General features: G+C 69.4%; 16 protein-coding genes. 10 read left to right on the top strand and 6 right to left on the bottom strand.

The features are described from left to right. The first annotated feature begins 18 nt into the window (after positions 1 to 18). Entirely contained in the window at positions 19 to 1,410 is a 1,392-nt protein-coding gene (locus ACSF8R_RS03680) for an MFS transporter (RefSeq protein ID WP_434810510.1), read from the top strand. A gap of 21 nt (positions 1,411 to 1,431) precedes the next feature. Next, positions 1,432 to 3,327, top strand: a complete 1,896-nt coding sequence (locus ACSF8R_RS03675; protein ID WP_434810509.1) for an FAD-dependent monooxygenase — start codon at positions 1,432 to 1,434, stop codon at positions 3,325 to 3,327. A gap of 41 nt (positions 3,328 to 3,368) precedes the next feature. On the opposite strand, the gene ACSF8R_RS03670 is transcribed toward ACSF8R_RS03675, so the two are convergent. Continuing rightward, the gene (locus ACSF8R_RS03670; protein WP_434810508.1) at positions 3,369 to 5,018 is read right to left on the bottom strand and encodes a thiamine pyrophosphate-binding protein; all 1,650 of its coding nucleotides are present in this window, start codon (positions 5,016 to 5,018) and stop codon (positions 3,369 to 3,371) included. A gap of 319 nt (positions 5,019 to 5,337) precedes the next feature. On the opposite strand from ACSF8R_RS03670, the gene ACSF8R_RS03665 reads away from it, so the two are divergent. From ACSF8R_RS03665 to ACSF8R_RS03650, 4 genes are all read left to right on the top strand, one after another. Further along, entirely contained in the window at positions 5,338 to 6,717 is a 1,380-nt protein-coding gene (locus ACSF8R_RS03665) for a DUF222 domain-containing protein (protein WP_434810507.1), read from the top strand. A 298-nt stretch (positions 6,718 to 7,015) separates the two neighbouring features. Next, the gene (locus ACSF8R_RS03660) at positions 7,016 to 8,485 is read left to right on the top strand and encodes an NAD-dependent succinate-semialdehyde dehydrogenase (RefSeq protein ID WP_434810506.1); all 1,470 of its coding nucleotides are present in this window, start codon (positions 7,016 to 7,018) and stop codon (positions 8,483 to 8,485) included. Between the two features lie 71 nt (positions 8,486 to 8,556). Further along, a complete protein-coding gene (locus ACSF8R_RS03655) occupies positions 8,557 to 8,685 on the top strand; it encodes a hypothetical protein (protein WP_434810505.1) in 129 nt (42 codons plus the stop codon). 129 nt (positions 8,686 to 8,814) lie between these two features. Further along, the gene (locus ACSF8R_RS03650) at positions 8,815 to 10,266 is read left to right on the top strand and encodes a glyceraldehyde-3-phosphate dehydrogenase (RefSeq protein ID WP_434810504.1); all 1,452 of its coding nucleotides are present in this window, start codon (positions 8,815 to 8,817) and stop codon (positions 10,264 to 10,266) included. On the opposite strand, the gene ACSF8R_RS03645 is transcribed toward ACSF8R_RS03650, so the two are convergent. Further along, positions 10,267 to 11,706, bottom strand: coding sequence for a helix-turn-helix domain-containing protein (locus tag ACSF8R_RS03645; protein ID WP_434810503.1), 1,440 nt, complete (start codon positions 11,704 to 11,706; stop codon positions 10,267 to 10,269). A 111-nt stretch (positions 11,707 to 11,817) separates the two neighbouring features. On the opposite strand from ACSF8R_RS03645, the gene ACSF8R_RS03640 reads away from it, so the two are divergent. Then, the gene (locus ACSF8R_RS03640; RefSeq protein WP_434810502.1) at positions 11,818 to 13,710 is read left to right on the top strand and encodes a phosphoenolpyruvate carboxykinase (GTP); all 1,893 of its coding nucleotides are present in this window, start codon (positions 11,818 to 11,820) and stop codon (positions 13,708 to 13,710) included. A gap of 124 nt (positions 13,711 to 13,834) precedes the next feature. Here ACSF8R_RS03640 and ACSF8R_RS03635 read toward each other — a convergent pair whose 3' ends face one another. Further along, on the bottom strand, positions 13,835 to 15,718 hold the full coding sequence (locus ACSF8R_RS03635; protein ID WP_434810501.1) for an ABC transporter ATP-binding protein: 1,884 nt from the start codon (positions 15,716 to 15,718) through the stop codon (positions 13,835 to 13,837). A 199-nt stretch (positions 15,719 to 15,917) separates the two neighbouring features. Here ACSF8R_RS03635 and ACSF8R_RS03630 point away from each other — a divergent pair, with 199 nt between their 5' ends. Genes ACSF8R_RS03630 through ACSF8R_RS03620 form a run of 3 tightly spaced genes read left to right on the top strand, consistent with a single transcriptional unit; the run spans position 15,918 to position 18,531 of the window. Beyond that, positions 15,918 to 16,859, top strand: a complete 942-nt coding sequence (locus tag ACSF8R_RS03630; RefSeq protein WP_434810500.1) for an ABC transporter ATP-binding protein — start codon at positions 15,918 to 15,920, stop codon at positions 16,857 to 16,859. Beyond that, positions 16,856 to 17,713, top strand: coding sequence for an ABC transporter permease (locus ACSF8R_RS03625; protein WP_434810499.1), 858 nt, complete (start codon positions 16,856 to 16,858; stop codon positions 17,711 to 17,713). The genes ACSF8R_RS03630 and ACSF8R_RS03625 overlap by 4 nt, the downstream gene beginning before the upstream one ends. Beyond that, positions 17,710 to 18,531 (top strand): ABC transporter permease, encoded by an 822-nt coding sequence (locus ACSF8R_RS03620; RefSeq protein ID WP_434810498.1) that lies wholly within the window; start codon positions 17,710 to 17,712, stop codon positions 18,529 to 18,531. The genes ACSF8R_RS03625 and ACSF8R_RS03620 overlap by 4 nt, the downstream gene beginning before the upstream one ends. Positions 18,532 to 18,538: 7 nt before the next feature. On the opposite strand, the gene ACSF8R_RS03615 is transcribed toward ACSF8R_RS03620, so the two are convergent. From ACSF8R_RS03615 to ACSF8R_RS03605, 3 genes are all read right to left on the bottom strand, one after another. Continuing rightward, positions 18,539 to 18,895 (bottom strand): Fe-S protein, encoded by a 357-nt coding sequence (locus ACSF8R_RS03615; RefSeq protein WP_434810497.1) that lies wholly within the window; start codon positions 18,893 to 18,895, stop codon positions 18,539 to 18,541. Positions 18,896 to 18,959: 64 nt separating this feature from the next. Continuing rightward, positions 18,960 to 19,979 carry a serine hydrolase domain-containing protein gene (locus ACSF8R_RS03610; RefSeq protein ID WP_434810496.1) on the bottom strand — a complete coding sequence of 340 codons (1,020 nt, stop codon included), beginning with the start codon at positions 19,977 to 19,979 and terminating at the stop codon, positions 18,960 to 18,962. Between the two features lie 68 nt (positions 19,980 to 20,047). After that, positions 20,048 to 22,018: a TPM domain-containing protein gene (locus ACSF8R_RS03605; RefSeq protein WP_434810495.1), complete on the bottom strand. Its 1,971-nt coding sequence runs from the start codon at positions 22,016 to 22,018 to the stop codon at positions 20,048 to 20,050. Positions 22,019 to 22,036: the final 18 nt, after the last annotated feature.

Here is a 22,036-nt window from a genome sequence, read left to right as displayed (position 1 = left end):
CGACACAGGAGTCGCCCCATGAGCGCACAATCCCCATCCGCCATCCCCGACGGGTTCACGCCCACCGGCACGATCGCATCACCCACCGACCGCCGCCGCGTCGTGTTCGCGACCGTCGTCGGCACCACCGTCGAGTGGTACGACTTCTTCATCTACGCGTTCGCCGCGGGCCTGGTGTTCGGCCAGCTGTTCTTCGCCCCCGCGGGTGACGGGTTCGCGCAGATTCTCTCGTTCTTCACGGTCGGCATCAGCTTCCTGTTCCGTCCGCTCGGTGCGTTCCTGGCGGGCCACTTCGGCGACAAGTACGGCCGCCGGGTCGTGCTCATGCTCACCCTCGTCCTCATGGGGGTGGCGACCACGCTCGTGGGCCTGCTCCCCACCTACGCGATGATCGGCTTGGCCGCCCCCATCCTGCTCATCCTGCTGCGCATCATGCAGGGCATCTCGGCCGGCGGAGAGTGGGGCGGCGCGGTCCTCATGGCCGTCGAGCACGCCCCGAAAAACAAGCGCAGCCTCTACGGCGCGTCGCCGCAGATCGGCGTGCCGCTGGGTCTGCTGCTGGCCTCGGGTGTCATGGCGCTGGTGAACCTGCCCGGTGAGGCCTGGTTCCTCGAGTGGGGCTGGCGCATCCCGTTCCTGCTGTCGGTCGTGCTGATTCTGGTCGGGTACTACGTCCGTCGCCGCGTCGAGGAGAGCCCGGTGTTCGCCGAACTCGCCGAGCGGCGCGAGCAGACCCGGATGCCGATCGTCGAGTTGTTCCGCAAGCACGCCCTGCTGGTGCTGATCGCCGCGCTCGTGTTCGCCGGTAACAACGCCGTGGGATACATGACCACCGGCGGGTTCGTGCAGCGCTACGCGACCGACCCGGCCGGGCCCGTCGGGCTGCCCAACGCCGAGGTGCTCGGTGCGGTCACCGTCTCGGGTGTCTCGTGGCTGGTCTTCACCTGGATCGCGGGGTGGACCGGTGACAAGATCGGACGCCGCAACACCTACCTCATCGGCTGGGTGCTGCAGCTGGTCGGCGTCTTCCTCCTGTTCCCGCTGGTGAACACCGGCGACATCGGGATGCTGACCCTCGGACTCGTGATCCTCACCGCCGGGCTCGGCTTCACCTACGGGCCACAGGCGGCCCTGTACACCGAGCTGTTCCCCGCATCGATCCGGTTCTCGGGCGTCTCGATCTCCTACGCGATCGGCGCGATCCTCGGCGGTGCCTTCGCCCCCACCATCGCGCAGGCGCTCGTGCAGCAGACCGGATCGACCGACGCCGTCACCTGGTACCTCGCGGGCATGACCGCGCTGGGACTGATCGCGACACTCCTCCTGAAGGACCGCAGCGGCATCCCGCTGGGCCCCGACCACGAGGCCGAGCAGGCGAAGAGCCCCATCTACGGGCTCGCGAAGGCTTGATTCGGGAAGGGATCGACGACGATGCAGTTCCACCACCACGGCTACGTCTCCCGTGACCCGCGGGTGCTCCCCGCCGCAGCCGGGGGGATCGACCGTCCGAATGACCTGCCCGACGAGATCGACGTGCTCATCGTCGGTTCGGGCCCGGCCGGCATGCTGCTGGCCGCGCAGATGTCGCAGTATCCGACGGTCACCACGCGGCTCATCGAGAAGCGCGCCGGCCGGCTCGAACTGGGTCAGGCCGACGGCATCCAGCCGCGCAGCGTCGAGACGTTCCAGGCGTTCGGGTTCGCCGAACGGATCGTCGCCGAGGCCTACAACATCGGGTGGATGAACTTCTGGGGCGCCGATCCTGACGACCCGACCCGGATCGTGCGGACCTCGCGCACGGCCGACTATGCCTACGACATCAGCGAGTTCCCGCACCTGATCGTGAACCAGGCGCGGGTGCTGGACTACTTCGCCGAAGCGGCGGCGCACGGGCCGGGTCGCATCGTCCCCGACTACGGCGTCGAGTTCGTCGGCCTCACGGTGCACGAGCATGGCGAGTACCCCGTCGAGGTGCAGGTGCGGTACACGGCAGGCGAGCGCTCTGGGCAGGAGCGCACCGTACGGGCGAAATACGTCGCCGGGTGCGACGGTGCGCGCAGCGGGGTTCGTGCGGCGATCGGCAGGGTGCACGTCGGCGATGTGTCGCAGCACGCCTGGGGCGTCATGGACGTCATGGTCGACACCGACTTCCCCGACTGGCGCATCAAGTGCGCGATCAATGCCGAGGCGGGCAACATCCTCCACATCCCGCGCGAGGGCGGATACCTCAGCCGGGTCTACGTCGACCTGGGTGAGGTCGCCGCCGACGACGGCCACCGGGTGCGGCAGACGCCGATCGAGGAGATCATCCGCAAGGCGAACGAGATCCTGCATCCGTACTCCCTCGACGTCAAGGAGGTCGCCTGGCACAGCGTGTACGAGGTCGGCCACCGCGTCACCGACGGATTCGACGACGTGGATGCCGGAACGGACCGCGACCCGCGGGTGTTCCTTACCGGCGATGCCTGCCACACGCACAGTGCGAAGGCCGGCCAGGGCATGAATGTGTCGATGCAGGACGGCTTCAACCTCGGCTGGAAGCTCGGATCGGTGCTCACCGGCCGCAGCCCGGCATCGCTGCTGGCGACCTACGGGGCAGAGCGCCGACCCGTCGCGCAGCAGCTCATCGACTTCGACCGTGAGTGGTCCTCGCTCATGGCCCGCAAGCCGGAGGAGATCAGCGCCGAGCAGGACCTTGCGACGTATTACCTCGCCACCGCGGAGTTCCCCTCGGGGTTCATGACGCAGTACGGTCCGTCGCCAATCGTCGGGGATGCCACGCACCAAGACCTCGCGTCGGGCTTCCCGCTGGGCAAGCGGTTCAAGAGCTCGCCGGTGACTTTCGTCGCCGACGGCAACGCCGTTCAGCTCGGCCACCACGCCCGCGCCGACGGTCGCTGGCGCGTCTACGCCTTCGCCGACGCGCCACGTGCGGGTGAGGCCTCGGTACTGGCGGACTGGGCGGAATGGATGCAGCACGGCGAGGACTCGCCGCTGCGGCGCCACACCCCGGCATCCGGTGACATCGACGCGGTCCTCGACGTCAAGGTCGTCTACCAGCAGGCCTACGACGACGTCGACTACATGGCTGTGCCGGAGATCTTCCGCCCCCACACCGGGCCGTTGGGGCTCATGGACTGGGAGAAGGTGTTCGCCGCCGGCCCTGCCCGCTGGAACGAGAGTGACATCTTCACCGAGCGCGGCATCTCGCGCGACGGCGCGGTGGTCGTGGTGCGCCCAGATCAGTACGTCGCCGGGATCTTCCCGCTGAGCGCGACGGCCGAGCTGGCCGGGTTCTTCGCCGGCGTTCTGCTGCCGGCACGCTGACGCGTTTCGTCTCGGGATCTCGATTCATCCGCCGCTGTGCGTCAGGAGTTCACGCGGATGATCTCCTGCTGGTACGGGGCGATCACGCTGGTCGAGATGCGGCAGTCCAGCAGCAGAAAGCGGCGCTCGGATGCCGGGCGCTGTGCCCAGGCGGCGAGGGCGTCGAGGTCGGCGAGGGTGCGCACGACGACGCCCTCGGCGCCGACCGAGCGGGCGAGCCCGGCGAAGTCGACCTCGGGGATGAGCATCGGCTCGGGAGCGAGACCCTTCAGTCCGTAGAGATTCACCTCGGCGCCGTACGCACGGTCGTTCCACACCACCGCGATGCCCCGGCCGCCGGCCACCCGGACCGCGGACTCCAGATCGGCGAGGGCCATGAGGCCGCCGCCGTCGCCGGTCGTGAGCACCACCGTCGACTCGGGCTGCGCGAGCGCCGCGCCCGGTACCGACGGGAAGCCGAGCCCGATCGACTGGTACGCGGTGCCGATCATCATCATGCGCTCCGGCGACGCCACGGGCCAGTACATGTTCGCCCAGCCGATGAAATGCCCGCCGTCCGAGACCACGACGCGGTCCTCGGGCAGCAGGTCGCCGATGCGCTGCGCGACCGAACGCGGGTCCAGGCGACCATCGGATGCCAGCTCGTCGCCGTTCTCACGCGCCCGCAGCGGCGCGATGTCGACACGCTCGCGCCAGCCGCTCGGCGTCGCTCCCAGGGCTGCCAGGTCGTCGACCAGCGCGGCCGCCACCAGTGACGCATCCCCGCGCAGATACCCGCCGACGTGCGGGTGGGTCGCGGCCGGCGCCACATCGACTTGCACGACCCGGGTGCCGGGCGCGAACAGGTCGCCGAAGCGCATCGTGAACTGGTTCAGTGACGCACCGAACACGACGGCGACGTCGGCGGTGCGGATGAGCTCCATCGCGCCCTCGGCCCCGAACCCGCCGGTCACGCCCAGGTCGAACTCGTCGCGGGGGAACAAGCCCCGTCCGAGCGCGGTGGTCGCGGTGATCGCGCCGGTCGCATCGGCGAGGCGGCCCAGGGCCTCGCCCGCGTCGGCGCGCCATGCACCGCGTCCGGCGAGCAGGAACGGGCGCTGTGCCGACGCCAGCGCCTGCGCCAACTCGGCCACGGCGGCGCGCGCGAACGGCGTCGGAGCCAGCGGTGCAGGCAGTCGCGGCGCGGGTGCGGACGGCACCGGTCCCGCTTCGAGGGCGGCCACGTCATAGGGGATCGCGAGCACCGTCGGCACCCGGTACGACAGCGCGTGCTCGATCGCGATGACGGTGGTCGCGGCGGCATCCGCTCGGCCCACCGTGTAGGTGCGGGCGCCGACTGCGGCCGCCAGGGCGATCTGGTCGACATCCCACGGCCGGGGGCCCGAGGTGGGTTCGTCGCCGACCACGAGCACGAGCGGCACGTGGGCCTGTACCGCCTCCGCGAGGGCGGTCAAGGTGTTGGTGAATCCGGCCCCGTAGGTGGCCGTCGCAGCCGCCAGCCCGCCGCCCGCGCGGTGGTAGGCGTCGGCGGCGACGACGCCACCGGCTTCGTGGCGGACGGCCGTGAACGCGGCATCCGTTTCGCGCTCGATCGCATCGAGGAAGTAGGCGTTGCCGTTTCCCATCACCCCGAAGACGTGGTCGAGGTGCAGGGCGAGGGTCTGGGCGACGTGGGAAGAGACGGTGGGCATGGCGAAGCTCCTTCGAGACAGGACGGATGGATGCCGTATGTGTCTCGCGCCGCCGCACCGATGCGGCGTGGCTGTGTGCCCCTTTTCCGAGCACCGGCCGCGATGCGACGCCGCCGGACACCTCGAGGATACCGGTTGGTCGGGTGTGTGCGCCCGGTGTTCGGGGTCCGAGCGAGCGCAGCGCGGCGAAACGCGCCGGCGGCGCCGCGGCGGAGCCGCACATTCCCGGTGATCGAGTGCCGTGGCGCAGCCGCGGTGTATCGAGATCCGTTGTGGATAGCGTGGCGTGAGTGTCGGAGGTCCGTGACATGATTCGAACATGTCTTCGAACGGGGTGATCGGGTTCAGCGACGGGGAGACCGCCGTCCTGGCCGAGATCGTCGCGGAGATCGAGAAGACCCAGGCGATCCTGACCGAGGTGCTGTCCCGGCAGACCCGGGCGCTGGCCGCTGCCGGTGACCTGGCGCGGAAGCAGGCTGCGGGGTCGTCGCAGCGGGTGCGGGATCATGACATGGCGCTCCGGGGCATCGCGGCGGAGGTGGCCGGGGTGTTGCGGGTGACGGACCGGACCGTGCAAGCCAGGATCGGGCAGGCCCTCGACCTGGTCGAGCAGTTCCCGGTCACGATGACCGCATGGGAGACCGGGACGATCACGCAGGGGCATGTGCGGGTGATCACCGAGACCGGGTCTGTGATCCCGGCCGGGGAACGGGAACCGTTCGAGACCCACGCCGTGCAACGCGCTGTCGAGGAGACCCCTGGGCGGATCCGCGATGAGCTCCGGCTGCTCGCAGAACGCCTCCATCCCCGCACCCTGCAAGAGCGACATGTCGACGCACGGGAGACCCGGCGGGTGTGTGTCACCCCGATCGGTGACGGCATGTCGGAAGTCACTTCGATCGTCCCGTCGGCGCTGGCCGATGGGATCTACGACCGCCTCACCCAGCAAGCCCGCGCGGTGAAGGACGCCGCGAAGCGCCCGACGCTGAACGTGTTCGCCGTCGAACCCGGCGCGGCTGATGCGGAGGCGCCGGAACCGGTCGAGCCGGACACGCGGACGATGGACCAGCTCCGTGCGGACGTGTTCGCCGACCTGCTGCTCACCGGCGCACCCGCGGCGGATCCGACCCGCACCGACGACGGGCCCGGGGTGCTGGGTGCGCTCCGCGGCAGAGTGCAGATCCTGGTCCCCGCGCTCACCCTCCTCGGCGACGACCGGGCACCCGCCGACCTCGTCGGACACGCACCCATCGACCCCGCCACCGCCCGCGAACTCGCCACCGTGATCGAAGGGCCGTGGGAACGGGTCATCACCCACCCCGTCACCGGGGCCGTGCTCCACTGTGACACCTACCACCGGACCGCGGCGATCGACCGGCACCTCCGCGCCCGTGACCGGCACTGCCGGTTCCCCGGGTGCCGGCAGCCCGCCGTCCGCTGCGAACAGGATCACACCATCGACCACGCCCACGACGGGCCCACCGAGGTCTGCAACCTCGAGCACTTGTGTCAACGACACCACAGCATGAAGCAGTTCACGGCCTGGAAAGTCCGACAACACGGCGGAGGGATCCTGGAATGGACCAGCCCCCTTGGCAGGGTCTACATCGACCGGCCACCCGTCCTCGGCGTCCACTTCACACCCGACACCAGCGACCCACCCGGGCCACGGTCACCCGACGATCCACCGCCCTTCTGACTCGCCACGGGTGTTGCCGGTGTCGCCGTACGGCACGACCATCTCGGGCACGCTCGCCCGCGACAGCACGGAGCGCACGCCGAAGGTCACATCGTGCAGGACGAGCCCTCGCGGGCGTTGAAGTCCACGCGCATCGACCAGCCCTCCCAGTCGACACGCGAGCCGTCGATGGCGAGCATCGGCACGCGCACCGTCTCGCCGAGGATGCGGACCGCGTGACGGCAGAGCGTGGATCATATACGATTCGAGAAGACCCCGGTGTGACAGCCGGCGGCACCGATGACGACGAGGGAGTCCCATGAGCGAGAATCGCGAATCCGACCTGCTGGCGGCCGTGCCCGACGGCCTGTTCATCGGCGGGCAGTGGCGTGCGGCATCCGACGGCGCGACCCTCGGCGTCGACGACCCCTCGACGGGCAGCGAGATCAAGCGCATCGCCAGCGCGACTGTCGCAGACGGCGTCGCCGCACTCGATGCCGCAGCTGCCGCGCAGGACGACTGGGCCGCCACACCCGTGCGGCAGCGCGCCGACATCCTGCGCCGCGCATTCGACCTCCTGCAGCAGCGCAAAGAAGACATCGCCCTGCTGATGACCATCGAGATGGGCAAGCCCCTCGCAGAAGCGCGCGGCGAGGTCGCATACGGTGGCGAGTTCCTGCGCTGGTTCAGCGAAGAAGCCGCCCATGTGCAGGGTCGCTACGGGGCCAACCCCGAAGGCACCGGTCGCATGATCGTGACCCACCACCCCGTCGGGCCGTGCTTCCTCATCACCCCGTGGAACTTCCCGCTCGCGATGGCGACGCGCAAGATCGCACCGGCGCTCGCCGCAGGCTGCACCGTCGTCGTCAAGCCCGCCGCGCTGACACCGCTCACGACGCTCTTCTTCGCCAAGATCCTTGAAGACGCAGGTGTTCCGGCCGGTGTCGTCAACGTCGTGACGACCGCGTCGTCGGGGCCGCTGTCGGATGCGATCATCGCCGACCCGCGGCTTCGCAAGCTCTCGTTCACCGGCTCCACCCCGGTCGGCCAGCAGTTGCTGCAGAAGGCGGCGCAGGGCGTGCTGCGCACTTCGATGGAGCTCGGCGGCAACGCCCCGTTCGTCGTGTTCGACGACGCCGACCTCGACAAAGCCGTCGACGGTGCGATCGCGGCGAAGTTCCGCAACATCGGCCAGGCCTGCACCGCCGCGAACCGCTTCATCGTGCACCGTTCGGTGGCGGACGAGTTCGCGCGCCGCGTCACCGAGCGGGTCGAGGCGTTCCGCACCGGCCGCGGCACGGAAGAAGGCGTGACGATCGGTCCGCTCATCGACAACCGCGCGGTCACGAAGGCCGACCAACTCGTGCAGGATGCCGTGGGCCGCGGCGCCACGCTGCGCACCGGCGGGTCTGCGATTGACGGCGACGGATCGTTCTATCAGGCCACCGTCCTCTCGGACGTGCAGGCCGGCAGCGAGATCCTCCGCGAGGAGATCTTCGGCCCGGTGCTCGCGATCGTGCCATTCGACGATGAGGCCGACGCGGTGCGTCTCGCCAACGACACCGAGTACGGGCTCGTGTCCTACGTCTACACCGAGAACCTGGCCCGTGGGCAGCGCATGATCGAGCGACTGCAGACGGGGATGATGGGGCTCAACGTCGGCGTCGTCTCGAACGCGGCGGCGCCGTTCGGCGGCTGGAAGATGTCGGGCCTCGGCCGTGAGGGCGGCGCCGAGGGCATCCACGAGTACCTGCAGACGAAGTACACGCTGACGCCGAACCCGTTCTGACCCTGTCGGAGGCCTGCCCCACATGCCCGTCCTGCGCGGCGGCTCGTCGCAGACGGCGAGATCGTCGGCACATGGTCGCACTCCTCGGCGGTCGGGCGTCCCACTTGTCGCCCGTCCCCGAGGTCTTCGCAGGCACCGCAGCCGACGAAGATGCCGTCGAGGCGGCGCTGGAGCAATTCCGCCGATTCTTGACATCCTGAAGTCGGGTCTGCGACGCCCGCGCGCGCGTACGCTCGAGGTGTCGCAGGGCGGTGGCAGGCGACGAACACCCCCGAACACAGCACCAACCCGGTGCGCACACCCCGCGCGCCGACGGCGAAGGAGCCGCATTGAGCACGTACGACGAACACCGCGCCGCCTGGGTCGCCCGGGAGCAGCTCGCCGAGCGCATGATCCCGCACATCGGCGCCCTCTACCGCGATCGCGGGGTGGTCACCTCGTTGCACGGGCACCGGCTCATCAATCTGTCGGTCACCGGCATCATCGAGGCGCACGAGCGGGTTGCGCAGCTCGGCCACGCCGCCGTGCCGCTCGAAGACACGCTGCGCGTCCTCGAGGGGCTGCGCGCCGTCGCGCCGGGGCCGGCGTCGATCGACGTGGCCCGCATCATCGCCGACCAGCGCGAGGACGACGACCTCGAGGCTCGGCTTCGGGTCGAGCTTGCGGGCGTCCTCGACGGCGACGCGAACCGGGGCGAGGGCGTCGACGTCGTGCTCTACGGGTTCGGGCGCATCGGCCGGCTGCTCGCCCGCATCCTCATCGGGCACGGCACCGCGGGTCGCGGCCTGCGTCTGCGCGCGATCGTCGTGCGCTCCGGTGGTGCAAACGACCTGATGAAGCGGGCGAGCCTGCTGCTGCGCGATTCGGTGCACGGCCGCTTCGCGGGCACGGTCGACATCGACGAAGACGCGAAGCAGATCATCGCGAACGGCACCCGCATCCAGGTCATCCACGCAGACGACCCCGCCGCGATCGACTACACCGCCTACGGCATCCGCGACGCGATCGTCGTCGACAACACCGGGCGCTGGCGTGACGAAGCCGGCCTGTCGCAGCATCTGCGCTCGACCGGCGTGCGACGCGTGCTGCTGACGGCCCCCGGCAAGAGTCCGCTCAAGAACATCGTGCACGGCATCAACCACGACACGATCACCGACGATGACCGCATCCTCTCGGCGGCCTCGTGCACGACCAACGCGATCACACCGGTGCTCGCAGCGATCGACGAGGCGTACGGCATCGTGCGCGGGCACGTCGAGACGGTGCACTCGTTCACCAACGATCAGAACCTCATCGATAACTTCCACAAGGGCGACCGTCGCGGCCGCTCCGCCGTGCTCAACATGGTCATCACCGAGACGGGCGCCGCCAAGGCCGTCGCCAAGGCGCTGCCGCAACTCGAGGGAAAGCTCACGGGCAGTGCGATCCGCGTGCCCACACCCGACGTCTCGCTCGCGGTGCTCCACCTGACCCTGCAGCGTCCGGCGACGAAGGAGCAGGCGAACGACTTCCTGCGTCGGGCGTCCCTGCATTCGAAGCTGCGCCAGCAGATCGATTACGTCGAGTCGCCCGAGATCGTCTCGACGGACTTCGTCGGCTCGCACCGCGCCGGCATCGTCGACGGGCTCGCGACGATCGCCGAGGGCGACACTCTCATCCTCTACGTCTGGTACGACAACGAGTTCGGCTATTCGATGCAGGTCGTGCGGGTGCTCGAAGCGATGTCGGGCACGCACCCTACGGTCGTGCCGACGCGGCGCGAGGTCACCCTCGAAGGCTGATCACTCGGCGTGTCGGTCGAGGAACGCGTAGACCTCGCCGTCGTCGACGCCGGGGAACGCGCCGGAAGGCAGCGGCGAGAACATCTGCATGTGCACGCGTGCGCTCGGCCACGCCTTGCCCTCCCAGCGGGCCGTCATCTCGGCGTCGGGGCGGCGGCAGCACGAACGGTCGGGGCAGGTCGAGGTCGCCCGCTTGCCGGTCTCGCGGCCCCGGAACCAACGCGCATCGTCGAAGGGCACACCGACGGTGATCGAGAACTCTCCGTCTGAGGTGCTGCCGGTCTGGCTCGAGCACCAGAACGTGCCGGCGGGGGTGTCGGTGTACTGGTAGTGCTCGGTCGTGCGGTTCTGCTGGCTGAACGCGGATCGCGCCGCGAATCGGCGGCAGACGATCTGCCCCTCGACCGAACCGGTGACGTCCATCGGCAGCGGCAGTTCGTCGTTCTCGTACACACGATTGATCGCGCCCGAGCCGTCGACGCGCAAGAAGTGCAGCGGGATGTCGAGGTGCTCGGTGATGAGGTTCGTCATCCGCATGCCGGCTGCTTCGTGGGTCACGCCGAACGCATCGCGGAAGTCCTCTACGGCGAGGTTGCGATCCTTCTTGGCCTGCGAGAGGAACCCCACCGAAGCGGTCTCGGGCATGAGGCAGCAGGCGGCGAAGTAGTTGATCTCGAGGCGCTGCTGCAAGAAGTCGGCGTAGTCGGTCGGGGGTGTGTGGTCGAGCAGCCGGTGGGCCATCGCCTGCAGCGCCATCGAACGCAGACCGTGACCGCCGGGGATGGATGCCGGTGGCAGGTAGATGCGGCCGTTCTCGAGGTCGGTGACCGAGCGCGTCGAATGCGGCAGGTCGGAGACGTAGATGAGCTCGAAACCGAGCTTTTCGGCCATGATGCTGACGGTGCGGTGGGTAAGCGCGCCGGTGGTGTGGCCAGCGGCGCGCAACTGCTGTTCGGCGAGCTTCTCGATCTCGGGCAGGTAGTTGTTGTGGGCGCGCATGCGCAGTCGCAACTCCGTGTTGGCGCGTCGCGCCTCTTCGGGTGTCGCGATCGCCTCGCGTTCGCGGCGCTGCAGTTCGCGGTGCAACCCGAGGATCGATTCGATCGTGTCGTCTGCCATCGTCTTGCCGACCTTGACCGCGGGGATGCCGAGACGCTGGAAGACCTGGCTCGACTGTGCGCGTTCGAGTTCGAGCTCGAGGGCCGCGCGGCGGTTCGGGGGCTCGGTCGACAGCAGGTCGGTGACGTCGGTGCCGGTCGCGCCCGCGATCGCTTGCAGGAGCGAGAGCTTGGGTTCGCGCTTGCCGTTCTCGATGAGGCTGAGCTGGCTGCCGGCGACGCCGACGAGCGCCCCGAGCTCATCGAGCGTGTAGCCCCGACCCACCCGGTGGTGGCGGATGCGGTGACCGAGTGTCGAGAGTTCGAGGGCGGAGGGGCTCATTCCTTGAGCATATCGAAAGAAACCGACTTCTTATGGCGCCTGAGCTCGATAAGAGTCATTGCAGGGGCCGCAAAGTGGAAACACGACCGCAGCCGATGAAGGAGACCTGACATGGCCCTCGCCGACATCTTCACCCGACCCAACCCCGTTGCCGGTGCCGGTGCATCCACCCCGCGTGGCTTCGGCGCACGCCCGGCCGTCGACGGCGACGAGCTGCGCGCCCTGATCGACTGGGTCGACGAGATCGCCGCGCTCACCAAGCCCGACCGCATCCACTGGGTCGACGGTTCGCGCGCCGAGAATGATGCGCTGCTGCGCGAGATGGTCGACGAGGGCAAGCTCATCAAGCTCAACCCCGAGTGGCGTCCCGGTTCGTACCTGGCGCGTTCGCACCCGAGCGATGTCGCCCGCACCGAGGGGCGCACTTTCATCGCGTCCGAGCGCGAAGAAGACGCCGGCCCCACCAACAACTGGATCGCGCCCGACGAGATCCGCGGCACCATCACCCCGCTGTTCGACGGATCGATGCGCGGTCGCACGATGTACGTCGTCCCCTTCTCGATGGGCGCCGTCGGCGGCCCCCTCTCGCACATCGGTGTGCAGGTCACCGACAGCGCGTACGCCGTGGCATCCATCGGCATCATGACCCGCGTCGGCACGGCCGTGCTCGAAGAGATCGCGGCAGGCAAGCCGTGGGTGAAGACGGTCCACTCGGTCGGCGCCCCGCTTGAGCCCGGTCAGGCCGACGAGGCGTGGCCGTGCAACGACGAGAAGTACATCGTGCACTTTCCCGAGACGCTCGAAGTGTGGTCGTTCGGTTCGGGCTACGGCGGCAACGCGATCCTCGCCAAGAAGTGCTTCGCACTGCGCATCGCGTCGGTCATCGGTCGCGACGAGGGGTGGCTGGCCGAGCACATGCTGCTCATCCGCGTCATCGACCCGAAGGGCAAGGCCTACCACGTGGCCGCAGCGTTCCCGTCGGCCTGCGGCAAGACGAACCTCGCGATGCTGCGCCCCACCATCCCCGGATGGAAGGTCGAGACCCTCGGTGACGACATCGCGTGGCTGCGTCCCGGTGAAGACGGACGCCTGTGGGCGATCAACCCCGAGGCCGGCTTCTTCGGCGTCGCGCCGGGCACCGGCGAGTCGACCAATGTGACCGCGGTCGAGACCCTGTGGGGCAACACGATCTTCACGAACGTCGCACTGCGCCCCGACGGCGACGTGTGGTGGGAGGGGCTCACCGACGAGGCACCCGCCGAGCTCACCGACTGGCAGGGCAACGCCTGGACCCCCGACTCGGGTCGCCCGGCTGCCCACCCCAACTCGCGCTTCACGGTCAGCGCCGGGCAGTGCCCGCAGATCGCCGACGACTGGGATGCGCCCGAGGGGGTGCCGCTGGATGCCATCCTCTTCGGTGGCCGCCGCGCCACCAACGTGCCGCTCGTCGTCGAGGCCACCGACTGGACCCACGGCGTCTTCATCGGCTCGAACATCTCGTCTGAGAAGACGGCAGCGCAGGAGGGCACTGTCGGCGAGCTGCGCCGTGACCCCTTCGCGATGCTCCCGTTCTGCGGCTACAACATGGCCGACTACTTCGGCCACTGGCTCAAGGTCGGCCAGAAGCTGCGCTTCGACCGGGCTCCCCGCGTCTTCCAGGTGAACTGGTTCCGCAAGGGCGCCGACGGTCGGTTCCTGTGGCCCGGGTTCGGTGACAACTCGCGCGTCATCGACTGGATCATCCGTCGCATCGACGGTGAGGTCGGCGCCGTCGACAGCCCGATCGGTCGTCTGCCGAAGCTCGAAGACCTCAACCTCGACGGCATCGAGGTGCCGGCGTCGGATCTCGACGAGCTCTTCGCCGTCGACCCCGCCCTGTGGTTGAGCGAGGCCGACCTCACCGAGGAGTTCTACCGCACCTTCGAGGGCAAGGTGCCCGCACCGCTGTACGCAGAGCTCGCCGCGCTGCGCTACCGCCTGAAGCTGGCCCAGCCCGCCGCCTGACCCGCTTCGCTCGCTCAACGACCACCGATCCGGTCGTTGAGCGAGCGAGCGAGCAGAGCGACCCGATCCGGTCGTTGAGCGCGGAGCGGAGCGACGAGACGAAACGCTGCCTGCACCGGCCGGGTCACACCAGCAGCTGGCGGACGGCGAGGTCGCGGTACAGCGGCACGCTCGCGACGAGTTCGTCGTGCGTTCCCTGGCCGACAACACGCCCCTTGTCGAGCACGATGATCAGGTCGCTGTCGACGACGGTCGACAGGCGGTGCGCGATCACGACGAGCGTGCGGCCGGTCGCGACGGCGTCGATCGCCTCGCGCATGCGCTGCTCGTTGAGCCCGTCGAGTGACGATGTCGACTCGTCGAGCAGCAGGATCGGGGGAGCGGCCAACAGCGCGCGAGCGATCGCGAGGCGCTGGCGTTCGCCGCCCGAGAGCATGACGCCCGCTTCGCCGACGGGTGCCCGCAGGCCGAGGTCGCTGCGTTCGAGCACGTCGCCGAGGTTGACGGCGCGCAGCACGCGTTCGCAGTCCTCGTCGCTCGCGGTGGGCGACGCGAGGCGCAGGTTGTCGGCGATCGTGCCCGCGAGGGTCGGGGCGTCCTGCTCGACGTAGCCGAGCTGGGCGCGCAGGGCGAGGCGGTCGAGGGCTCGCGCGTCGGTGCCACCGACGAGCACGGCGCCGGCGGTCGGGTCGTAGAACCGCTCGATGAGGGCGAGGGTCGTCGACTTGCCGGCGCCCGACGGTCCGACCAGTGCGACACGGGCCCCGCGCGGCACACGGAACGAGACGCCGCGGAGCACGGCCGCTTCGGTCTCGGCATCCATGCCCTCGGGCAGTGTCGCGTGCGCGTCGGTGAGGGCGTGGCGTGCCGCGCTCGCCGCCGTGCGCCGCGCGTCGACGACGGCCTGTGGGTACGAGAACTGCACATCGACGAACTCGATCGCTGCGGCCTCGGTTGCATCGCCGGCGGGGACGGATGCCGCGAGCTCGACGTCACGGTCGGTCTCGGTCGGCAGATCGAGCACCTCTTGGATGCGGCCGAGCGCGCCGAGGGCCTGGCTCACCGAGGTGATCGCCCCGAAGAACGAGCCGAGCGGCTGGATGAGGAAGAACAGGAACATCACGAAGGTCACAAGGCTCGCGATCGTGATGGCACCCGACGCGACGCGGAACCCACCGACGCCCAGCACCACGAGCAGCGACACCTGCAGTGCGATGCCGGCGACCGGCACGACGAACGCCGAGGCCTTCGCGACCTTGACGCCGGCGTCGTAGGCGTCGTGCGCGGTCGCGGCGATCGCCTCCTGCTCGCGCTGGGCGGCGCCGGAGGCCCGGATGGTGCGGATCGACCCGATCGCGCGCTCGACGCCGCTGGCGAGGTCGCCGACTTTCTCCTGCTGGGTCGCGGTGGCGGTGCGAATGCGGGTGCTGAGAGCCCCGACGACGGCCACCGACGCGCCGACGACGACGAGGATCAGCGTGAGCAGCAGCGGATCGATGAGGGCCATCGCGACGATCGCGCCGACGAAAATGAGCACGTTGCCGATCGAATCGGCCAGGCCCTGCGTGAGCACGGCGTACAGCAGCGTCGTGTCAGTGCCCACGCGTGAGACGAGGTCGCCGGTGCGGCGCGCGTCGTACTCCTGCACCGGCAGGTGCAACAGGCGGGCGATGAGGCGGCGCCGGCTCGAATAGACGACGGCGGTGCCGGTGCGCTGCAGCAGGTAGTGCTGGTAGCCGCCGATGAGCGAGGATGCCACGACGAGTGCGACGAGGATCCACACCAGCGCGCCGAGCGCGATGTCGCGCTGCACGCGGTCGATGAGTTCGCCCACCAGCAGCGGCTGCGCGAGGGTCGCGACGGCTTCGAGCACCGACAGGATCGCGACCACGATCAGCACGCCCTTGTGTTCGAACACGAACGGCAGCAGCTGGCGCAGGCTCGCGCGGGGCCCGTCGTCCTTCGTCGGGCGGCGGAACGGCGAGCGGCGGCGGGTGTCGGATGACATGGTGGCGTCCTGGTGTCGAGACGGGTGAAGCGGCGGCGACGGTGCCCCCTCTATCTTCTCCCGTCTGAACCGAACGCGGCCGCACCGGCCGCCGACTCCGGCATCCGCCTCGGCGCGGGCGAACTCCGCCCGGTGCTCGCGCAGTCGTCACCGCGCGTGGGCAGCGGATGGTGTCGCACGGCACGGATAGGCTGGCGCGGTGCCAGAACCAGTGATCGCAGCGCGCGACCTCCGCAAGACCTACAAGGTGAAGGGCAAGCCCGACTTCGTCGCTGTCGACGGCTTGTCGTTCGAGGTCGCTCCGGGGGAGTCGTTCGGCCTGCTCGGTCCCAACGGCGCGGGCAAGTCCACGACGATGAAGATGATCGGCGCCGTATCCACGCCCACGGCCGGCGACCTGCAGATCCTGGGGCTCGACCCCGATCAGTACGGGCCCGAGATCCGTTCGCGCCTGGGCGTCGTGCCGCAGCAGGACAACCTCGACGGCGAGCTGAACGCGCGCGAGAACCTCTTCATCTACGGCCGGTACTTCGGGCTGCCGACCGCCGAATGCCACCGTAAGGCCGACGAGCTGCTCGCGTTCGCCCAGCTCGAGGAGAAGGCCAAGAACAAGGTCGACCAGCTCTCCGGCGGCATGAAGCGGCGTCTCACGATCGCCCGCGGCCTCATCAACGACCCGCGCATCCTGCTGCTCGACGAGCCGACCACGGGGCTGGACCCACAGGCGCGCCACGTGCTGTGGGACCGACTGTTCCGTCTCAAGGAACGCGGCACGACCCTCGTGCTGACCACGCACTATATGGATGAGGCCGAGCAGCTGTGCGACCGGCTGATCGTCGTCGACAAGGGCCGCATCATGGCCGAGGGCACGCCCGCCTCCCTCATCCGCGAGCACTCCAGCCGCGAAGTGCTCGAGGTGCGCTTCGGCTCCGACCGCAACGACCAGGCGGCGGCGCAGCTGCAGGGCATCGGCGACCGGATCGAAGTGCTGCCCGACCGCATCCTCGTCTACGCGCGCGACGGCGAGGCAGCCCTCGAACAGGTGACCGCGGCGGGGCTGCACCCGCTCACGAGCCTCGTGCGCCGCTCCAGCCTGGAAGACGTCTTCCTGCGCCTGACGGGACGGTCGCTGATCGAATGAGTGAGACCGCGACCACCCATCCCTCGCTCGACGAGCTGCGTGCCGAAGCGATCGAGTGGGCACGCAAGCCGCGCAGCCGCGGCAGCTGGTATGTCACCGAGCACATGGTGCGCGCCATGCGCGCCTACGGCTGGACGATCGTCGTCGGCGCCCTCGGGCAGCCGATCATGTACCTGCTGGGCCTCGCGGTCGGCCTCGCGGCGCTCATCGACGCACCCATCGTCGCCCACGGCGTCGAGGTCGACTATCTCACCTTCGTCGCCCCGGCGCTGCTCGTGACCGCGGCGATCGCCGTGGCCAGCGAGGAGATGACCTACCCGGTGATGGCCGGGTTCAAGTGGCGCCGCTATTTCTACGGCTTCAACGCCTCGCCGCTGTCGAGCCCGCAGATCGCCAACGGCGTCATCCTCGGCGCCACCGCTCGCATGCTGGTCGCTATCGGCGCCTACTACCTGTTCATCTGGATCTTCGGCGCCGTCGACGATCCGGCGACGGGCTGGCTGTCGATCCTCGCGGGGCTCGGCGCCGGTGTCGCCTTCGGTATTCCGCTGATGGCATACGCCGGCTCGATCGAAGACGACAAGGGGCAGTTCGCCCTCGTGCAGCGGTTCCTGTTCATGCCGATGTTCCTGTTCTCGGGCACGTTCTACCCGCTCGAGACGCTGCCCGTGTGGCTGCAGTGGATCGGCTGGGTCTCGCCGTTGTGGCATGGCGCTGAACTCGGCCGCGTGGCCACCTACGGCACCGACGTCGCCCCGGTGATGATGGGCGTGCACATCGCCTACCTCGTCGTGCTGTCGCTCGTCGGCTACCTCTGGGGACGCCGCGTGTTCATCGAGAGGCTCGCGAAATGACCGCCGTCACCGAGGCGCCGACCACCCGTCGCGGCGGCGTGCGCGCCCTGTGGGCGGGCAACCCGTGGGCCGTCGTGCAGCGCGGGCTCATCGCGGCGCGCTCCTCAAGCTGGATCGTCGTGCTGTCGGGGTTCTTCGAGCCGGTGTTCTACCTGGCATCCATGGGGATCGGCCTGGGTGCACTCGTCGGCGATGTGCAGACCTCGCAGGGCGTCGACGTGCCGTACGCCGCCTACATCGCCCCGGCGCTGCTTGCCGTCTCGGCGATGAACGGGGCCGTCTACGACTCCACCTGGAACGTCTTCTTCAAGCTCAACTACGGCAAGCTCTACGAGGGGATGCTGTCGACCTCGCTCGGGCCGCTCGATGTCGCCCTCGGCGAGATCCTGTACGCCCTGCTGCGCGGCCTCTTGTACGCGACCGGGTTCATGATCATCATGCAGGTGCTCGGCCTCAACCTCGCGCCGACCGCGATCCTCGCCATCCCGGCGGTGCTGTTGATCGCCTTCGGGTTCGCGAGCGTCGGTATGGCCATCACGAGCTACATGAAGACCTTTCAGCACATGGACTGGATCAACTTCGTGCTGCTGCCGATGTTCCTGTTCTCGGCGACGTTCTACCCGATCACCGTCTACCCCGAGGCGATCCAGTGGATCGTGCAGGCGCTCCCGCTGTGGCACGGCGTCGAGCTCGTCCGGGGCCTCACGACCGGCGTGCTCGAGATCGGCATGCTCTGGCACGTGCTGTACTACGTCGTCATGATCGCCGTGGGGCTCGTGTTCACGACGAAGCGGCTACGCGCCCTCTTCTTGGACTGACGCCGAGTCAGCGCCAGAGGACGGCGATGCCCGCGTTCACGAGCGTGAGTGCGCCGACCGACCAGAACAGTGCGGGGGCGATCGAGGCGCCGCGCTTCTGGCGCGCCGTGCCGATGCCGAGGATCGCTCCGATGACGAGCAGGACGACGAGCTTCACGGCGATCTTCGTGTAGTCGAACTCGCGGTCGCCCATGCCCCACGGGGCGGCAAGTGCGAGCCCGGCGACGGCGGCGATCGTCATGCCGAGGCTCTGCAGACGGGTGAACTTCCGGCTGCCGCCGAAGGCCTCCACGGCCCACGCGCCGAACAGCACCGCGAAGCCGATGAGGTGGACGAGCAGAACGACAAGACGCAGGGTTTCCATGCAGCAAGGCTACCTTATGTCTGACTGAAGGTTGAAGCGGCGCCGCGGGGCATTGCCGCGCGGCTCACTGGCGCAGCTCGGCAGCCACCCACTCCTCCATGACGCCGATCACCGGCCATGCGCCCTCGGAGCTGTTGCCCAGTACGGTCGCGGTGGTCGCAGCCGCCGGGATGTGGGTCGAGCGCATCGACACGCCGGCGTCGTAGCCCTCCATGAACGCCGCCGCCCCAGTCGCATGCAGCCAGACGCCGAGACCGAACCGCGCATCCTCCTCGGGCACCTCGAATCGGGGAAGCAGCATCTGCTCGACCGTGGCGGGAGCAACGATCTTCCCGGCGAAGAAGGCGCGCCAGAACCGGTGCAGGTCCGACGCGGTCGCGAACGCACCCCCGTCGCCGTTCCCGAGTGCGGGCAGGTGCAACGTGTTCGCGCGGTCGCCGTGATCGTAGACGTAGCCCACGGCGGCACCCGCAGGCAACTCGTCGAGTCGAAGGAACCCGGTGTGCTCCAACCCGGCAGGGTCGAGCACCAGGCGGCGGACGGAGTCGTGGTGCGCTTCGCCGGTGACTCGTTCGAGCACCACCGCGAGCACCATGTACCCGCCGTTGCAGTACGTGAACCCGTCGCCGGGCGTGGCTCGCTGCGGAAAGCCGTCTAGCACTGGCAGGAAGGCGTGCGCGGTGGTCAGCGTGTGGACGGGTACCGGGAGGATGTAGTCGTCGACGTCCCAGTCGGCCTCCTCGTCGAGGTAGTCGCCGATCCCTGACGTGTGCGTGAGCAGGTGCTCGATCGTCACCGCGTCGTCGATCAGGGGAAGGTCGTCGCCGAGGATGTCACGGACGCGTTGCGCCGGCAGCAGATGCCCCTCTTCGACGAGTCGCATGACGGCGAGCGCGGTGAACATCTTGTTGCCGCTGGCCAGGCCGAATTGCATGTCGGGGGTGATCGGCACCTGCAGGGCGCGGTGGGCGAATCCGTAGGTCTTCTCGAACACCCGCTCGTCGCCGACGTCGATGGTGACCACGCCGGAGAAGGGGCGCTCGGATGCCGCTGCGTCGACGGCGGCCTCATCGAGTGTGTTCATGGTCGGGACTTTACGATGTTCATAGTTCCGTGTCACCGCTGATCAGGAGTCGCGCAACAGGAACGCGTTCAGAACCGGCGCCCGCCCGACCGCCGCGAACTGCTGCGCGACCCGCCCGACCGGCGTGACGAACTCGATGACCGTGACGACGATCTGCGCGACGAGCTCGACGACCGACTGCGAGACGAACTGCTCCACCCGCTGCGCGACGCCCGCGACGAACCCGACGACCCGGACGAGAACCCGAAGATGCCGCCCAGGAATGCGCCGTCGTCGCCGTCGTGCTGCGCCGGCAGCGGGTCGTCGCGTGCGACGTCGTCCCGCGCCGCCGTGAGCGCGCGGGACGCTTCGTCCGAGGCCTGCTGCAGCGAGACGAACGCGCTCGACAGGTCGGACATCGCCGCGGAGGCGACCGCGGATGCCAGCAGCGCATTGGCGCGCGCGAGCATCGTGCGCGCGCGGGAGCCGATGACGCCGCGTCGCGTGTCGATGTACAGCGCTGCGCGCTTGACCTCCGCCTGGGCAGACTCGCGCACCCGGTCGTACTGTGCGTGCGCGCGATCGAGCAGGCGCGCGGCGCCCACGACGTCTGCGACGACGGCGCCGAGGGCGGCATCCGCCGTTTCGACGGCGACGACGCCCGCATCGGGGGATGCGACGCGTGCCTCAGCGATCGCACGTTCCGCCGCCGTCGCCGCGTCGCGGACGCGCGCTGCGTGCCCGGCGTCGTCGAGGACGAGCGCCCGCGCATCGCTGATGTCGGACTCGGCATCGGCGATCGCAGCGGTGCGACGCGCATCGGCGGCGATGAGGGTCTCTGCGAGCGATCGGATGCCGGTCGTGAGCGTCTCGAGCTGTCCGAGTGCCTGCTGGGCGCTGCGCACAGAGACGGCCGCGATGCCGCTTCGCCCCTCGGCAAGCGCCGCGTCGGCGCGGTCGAGCTCGACGAGTGCGAACGACCGCAGCCGCCCCGCCTGCTCCGCCGAGCCCTCGACCGACGCGACGGCGGCATCGCCGAAGCGCCGCTGCAGGTCCGCGCGCACCTGCGTGACAGCCTCGACCTCGGCGGCGGCGCGCTGGGCGTGCTCGCGCAGCGGCCCGCGCAGTTCGGGCGCCTGACGTTCGAGGTCGCGCAGTGCGTCGAACGCGGCGTCCTGCTCGTCGAGGAGGGCGTCGGCCTCGGTGCACCGGGCGATGATCGCGTCGAGCAGTTCTCGACGCCGCGTGGGTGAGAGCGTGTCGTCCTGCACATCGCGCTGCGTTGCGAACGCTTCGGCGACGAGCCGCCGCGCGCGTTCGAGTGCTTCGCGGAAGGGCGCGGCTGCGGCATCGCCGAACTGGGCTGCAGCGAACCCCACTTCTTGGTCGCCCGTGCGGATCGCGTCGTCGATGTCGACGAGCATGCCGTCGGCGCGTTCGTCGAGGGCGTCGAGTTCTTCTTCGAGTTCGCGTGCACGCTTCACACGTGCAACGCGCTGCGAGAGCCAGCGGATGCCGAAGATCCCCGCGATGATGCCGACCGTCCCGCCGCCGATGATCAGCAGCCAGGGCGGGCCCGGCTGCTGTGCCTCGTCGAGCGCCGCCGCGAAGTCGACGACACCGGCCGCCCACTCGCCGTTGCGCAATCGCGGGATGAGCGAGTCCGACATGACATCGTCGATGCGGTCGTTCGAGAGTGCGAAGTCGACGTCGACCGAGTACGCGACGTTGCGGTCGTCAACGGCGATCGCCAGCAGCATGTCGTCCGTGCCCAACTCGCTCTCGAACGCGGTCTCGTCCGCCCACGACGGGCCGCTCGAGGGGTCGTCGAAGTCATCGACGATCGCGACGTACAAGCCGGTTCCGGTCGAGCTCGACAGGTCGTCGATCGCGCGTTCGATGTCGGCGACCTCGGCCGCCGAGAGGACGCCCGCCTCGTCGATGACCTGCTCACCATCGAGGTCGAGCGGGGGTGCCGCCACGGCGGGCGCGGCGGATGCCAACGCGAAACCGGCCGCGAGGACAACGGTCGTCAAGAAGCGGGTCGCAGGAGCTCGCATGCCAGCGAGCCTAGCGAG

The sequence above is a fragment of the Microbacterium sp. bgisy189 genome, assembly GCF_965345345.1.
Classification (GTDB): Bacteria; Actinomycetota; Actinomycetes; order Actinomycetales; family Microbacteriaceae; genus Microbacterium.
This window is presented reverse-complemented; position numbering and strand designations above follow the sequence as displayed.

What these genes read in the sequence shown, in the direction of transcription:
- ACSF8R_RS03680 (WP_434810510.1), top strand. Translation starts at nt 19, where the DNA reads ATGAGCGCACAATCCCCATCCGCCATCCCCGACGGGTTCACGCCCACC.
- ACSF8R_RS03675 (WP_434810509.1), top strand. Translation starts at nt 1,432, where the DNA reads ATGCAGTTCCACCACCACGGCTACGTCTCCCGTGACCCGCGGGTGCTC.
- ACSF8R_RS03670 (WP_434810508.1), bottom strand. Translation starts at nt 5,018, where the DNA reads ATGCCCACCGTCTCTTCCCACGTCGCCCAGACCCTCGCCCTGCACCTC.
- ACSF8R_RS03665 (WP_434810507.1), top strand. Translation starts at nt 5,338, where the DNA reads ATGTCTTCGAACGGGGTGATCGGGTTCAGCGACGGGGAGACCGCCGTC.
- ACSF8R_RS03660 (WP_434810506.1), top strand. Translation starts at nt 7,016, where the DNA reads ATGAGCGAGAATCGCGAATCCGACCTGCTGGCGGCCGTGCCCGACGGC.
- ACSF8R_RS03655 (WP_434810505.1), top strand. Translation starts at nt 8,557, where the DNA reads ATGGTCGCACTCCTCGGCGGTCGGGCGTCCCACTTGTCGCCCGTCCCC.
- ACSF8R_RS03645 (WP_434810503.1), bottom strand. Translation starts at nt 11,706, where the DNA reads ATGAGCCCCTCCGCCCTCGAACTCTCGACACTCGGTCACCGCATCCGC.
- ACSF8R_RS03640 (WP_434810502.1), top strand. Translation starts at nt 11,818, where the DNA reads ATGGCCCTCGCCGACATCTTCACCCGACCCAACCCCGTTGCCGGTGCC.
- ACSF8R_RS03635 (WP_434810501.1), bottom strand. Translation starts at nt 15,718, where the DNA reads ATGTCATCCGACACCCGCCGCCGCTCGCCGTTCCGCCGCCCGACGAAG.
- ACSF8R_RS03625 (WP_434810499.1), top strand. Translation starts at nt 16,856, where the DNA reads ATGAGTGAGACCGCGACCACCCATCCCTCGCTCGACGAGCTGCGTGCC.
- ACSF8R_RS03620 (WP_434810498.1), top strand. Translation starts at nt 17,710, where the DNA reads ATGACCGCCGTCACCGAGGCGCCGACCACCCGTCGCGGCGGCGTGCGC.
- ACSF8R_RS03615 (WP_434810497.1), bottom strand. Translation starts at nt 18,895, where the DNA reads ATGGAAACCCTGCGTCTTGTCGTTCTGCTCGTCCACCTCATCGGCTTC.
- ACSF8R_RS03610 (WP_434810496.1), bottom strand. Translation starts at nt 19,979, where the DNA reads ATGAACACACTCGATGAGGCCGCCGTCGACGCAGCGGCATCCGAGCGC.
- ACSF8R_RS03605 (WP_434810495.1), bottom strand. Translation starts at nt 22,018, where the DNA reads ATGCGAGCTCCTGCGACCCGCTTCTTGACGACCGTTGTCCTCGCGGCC.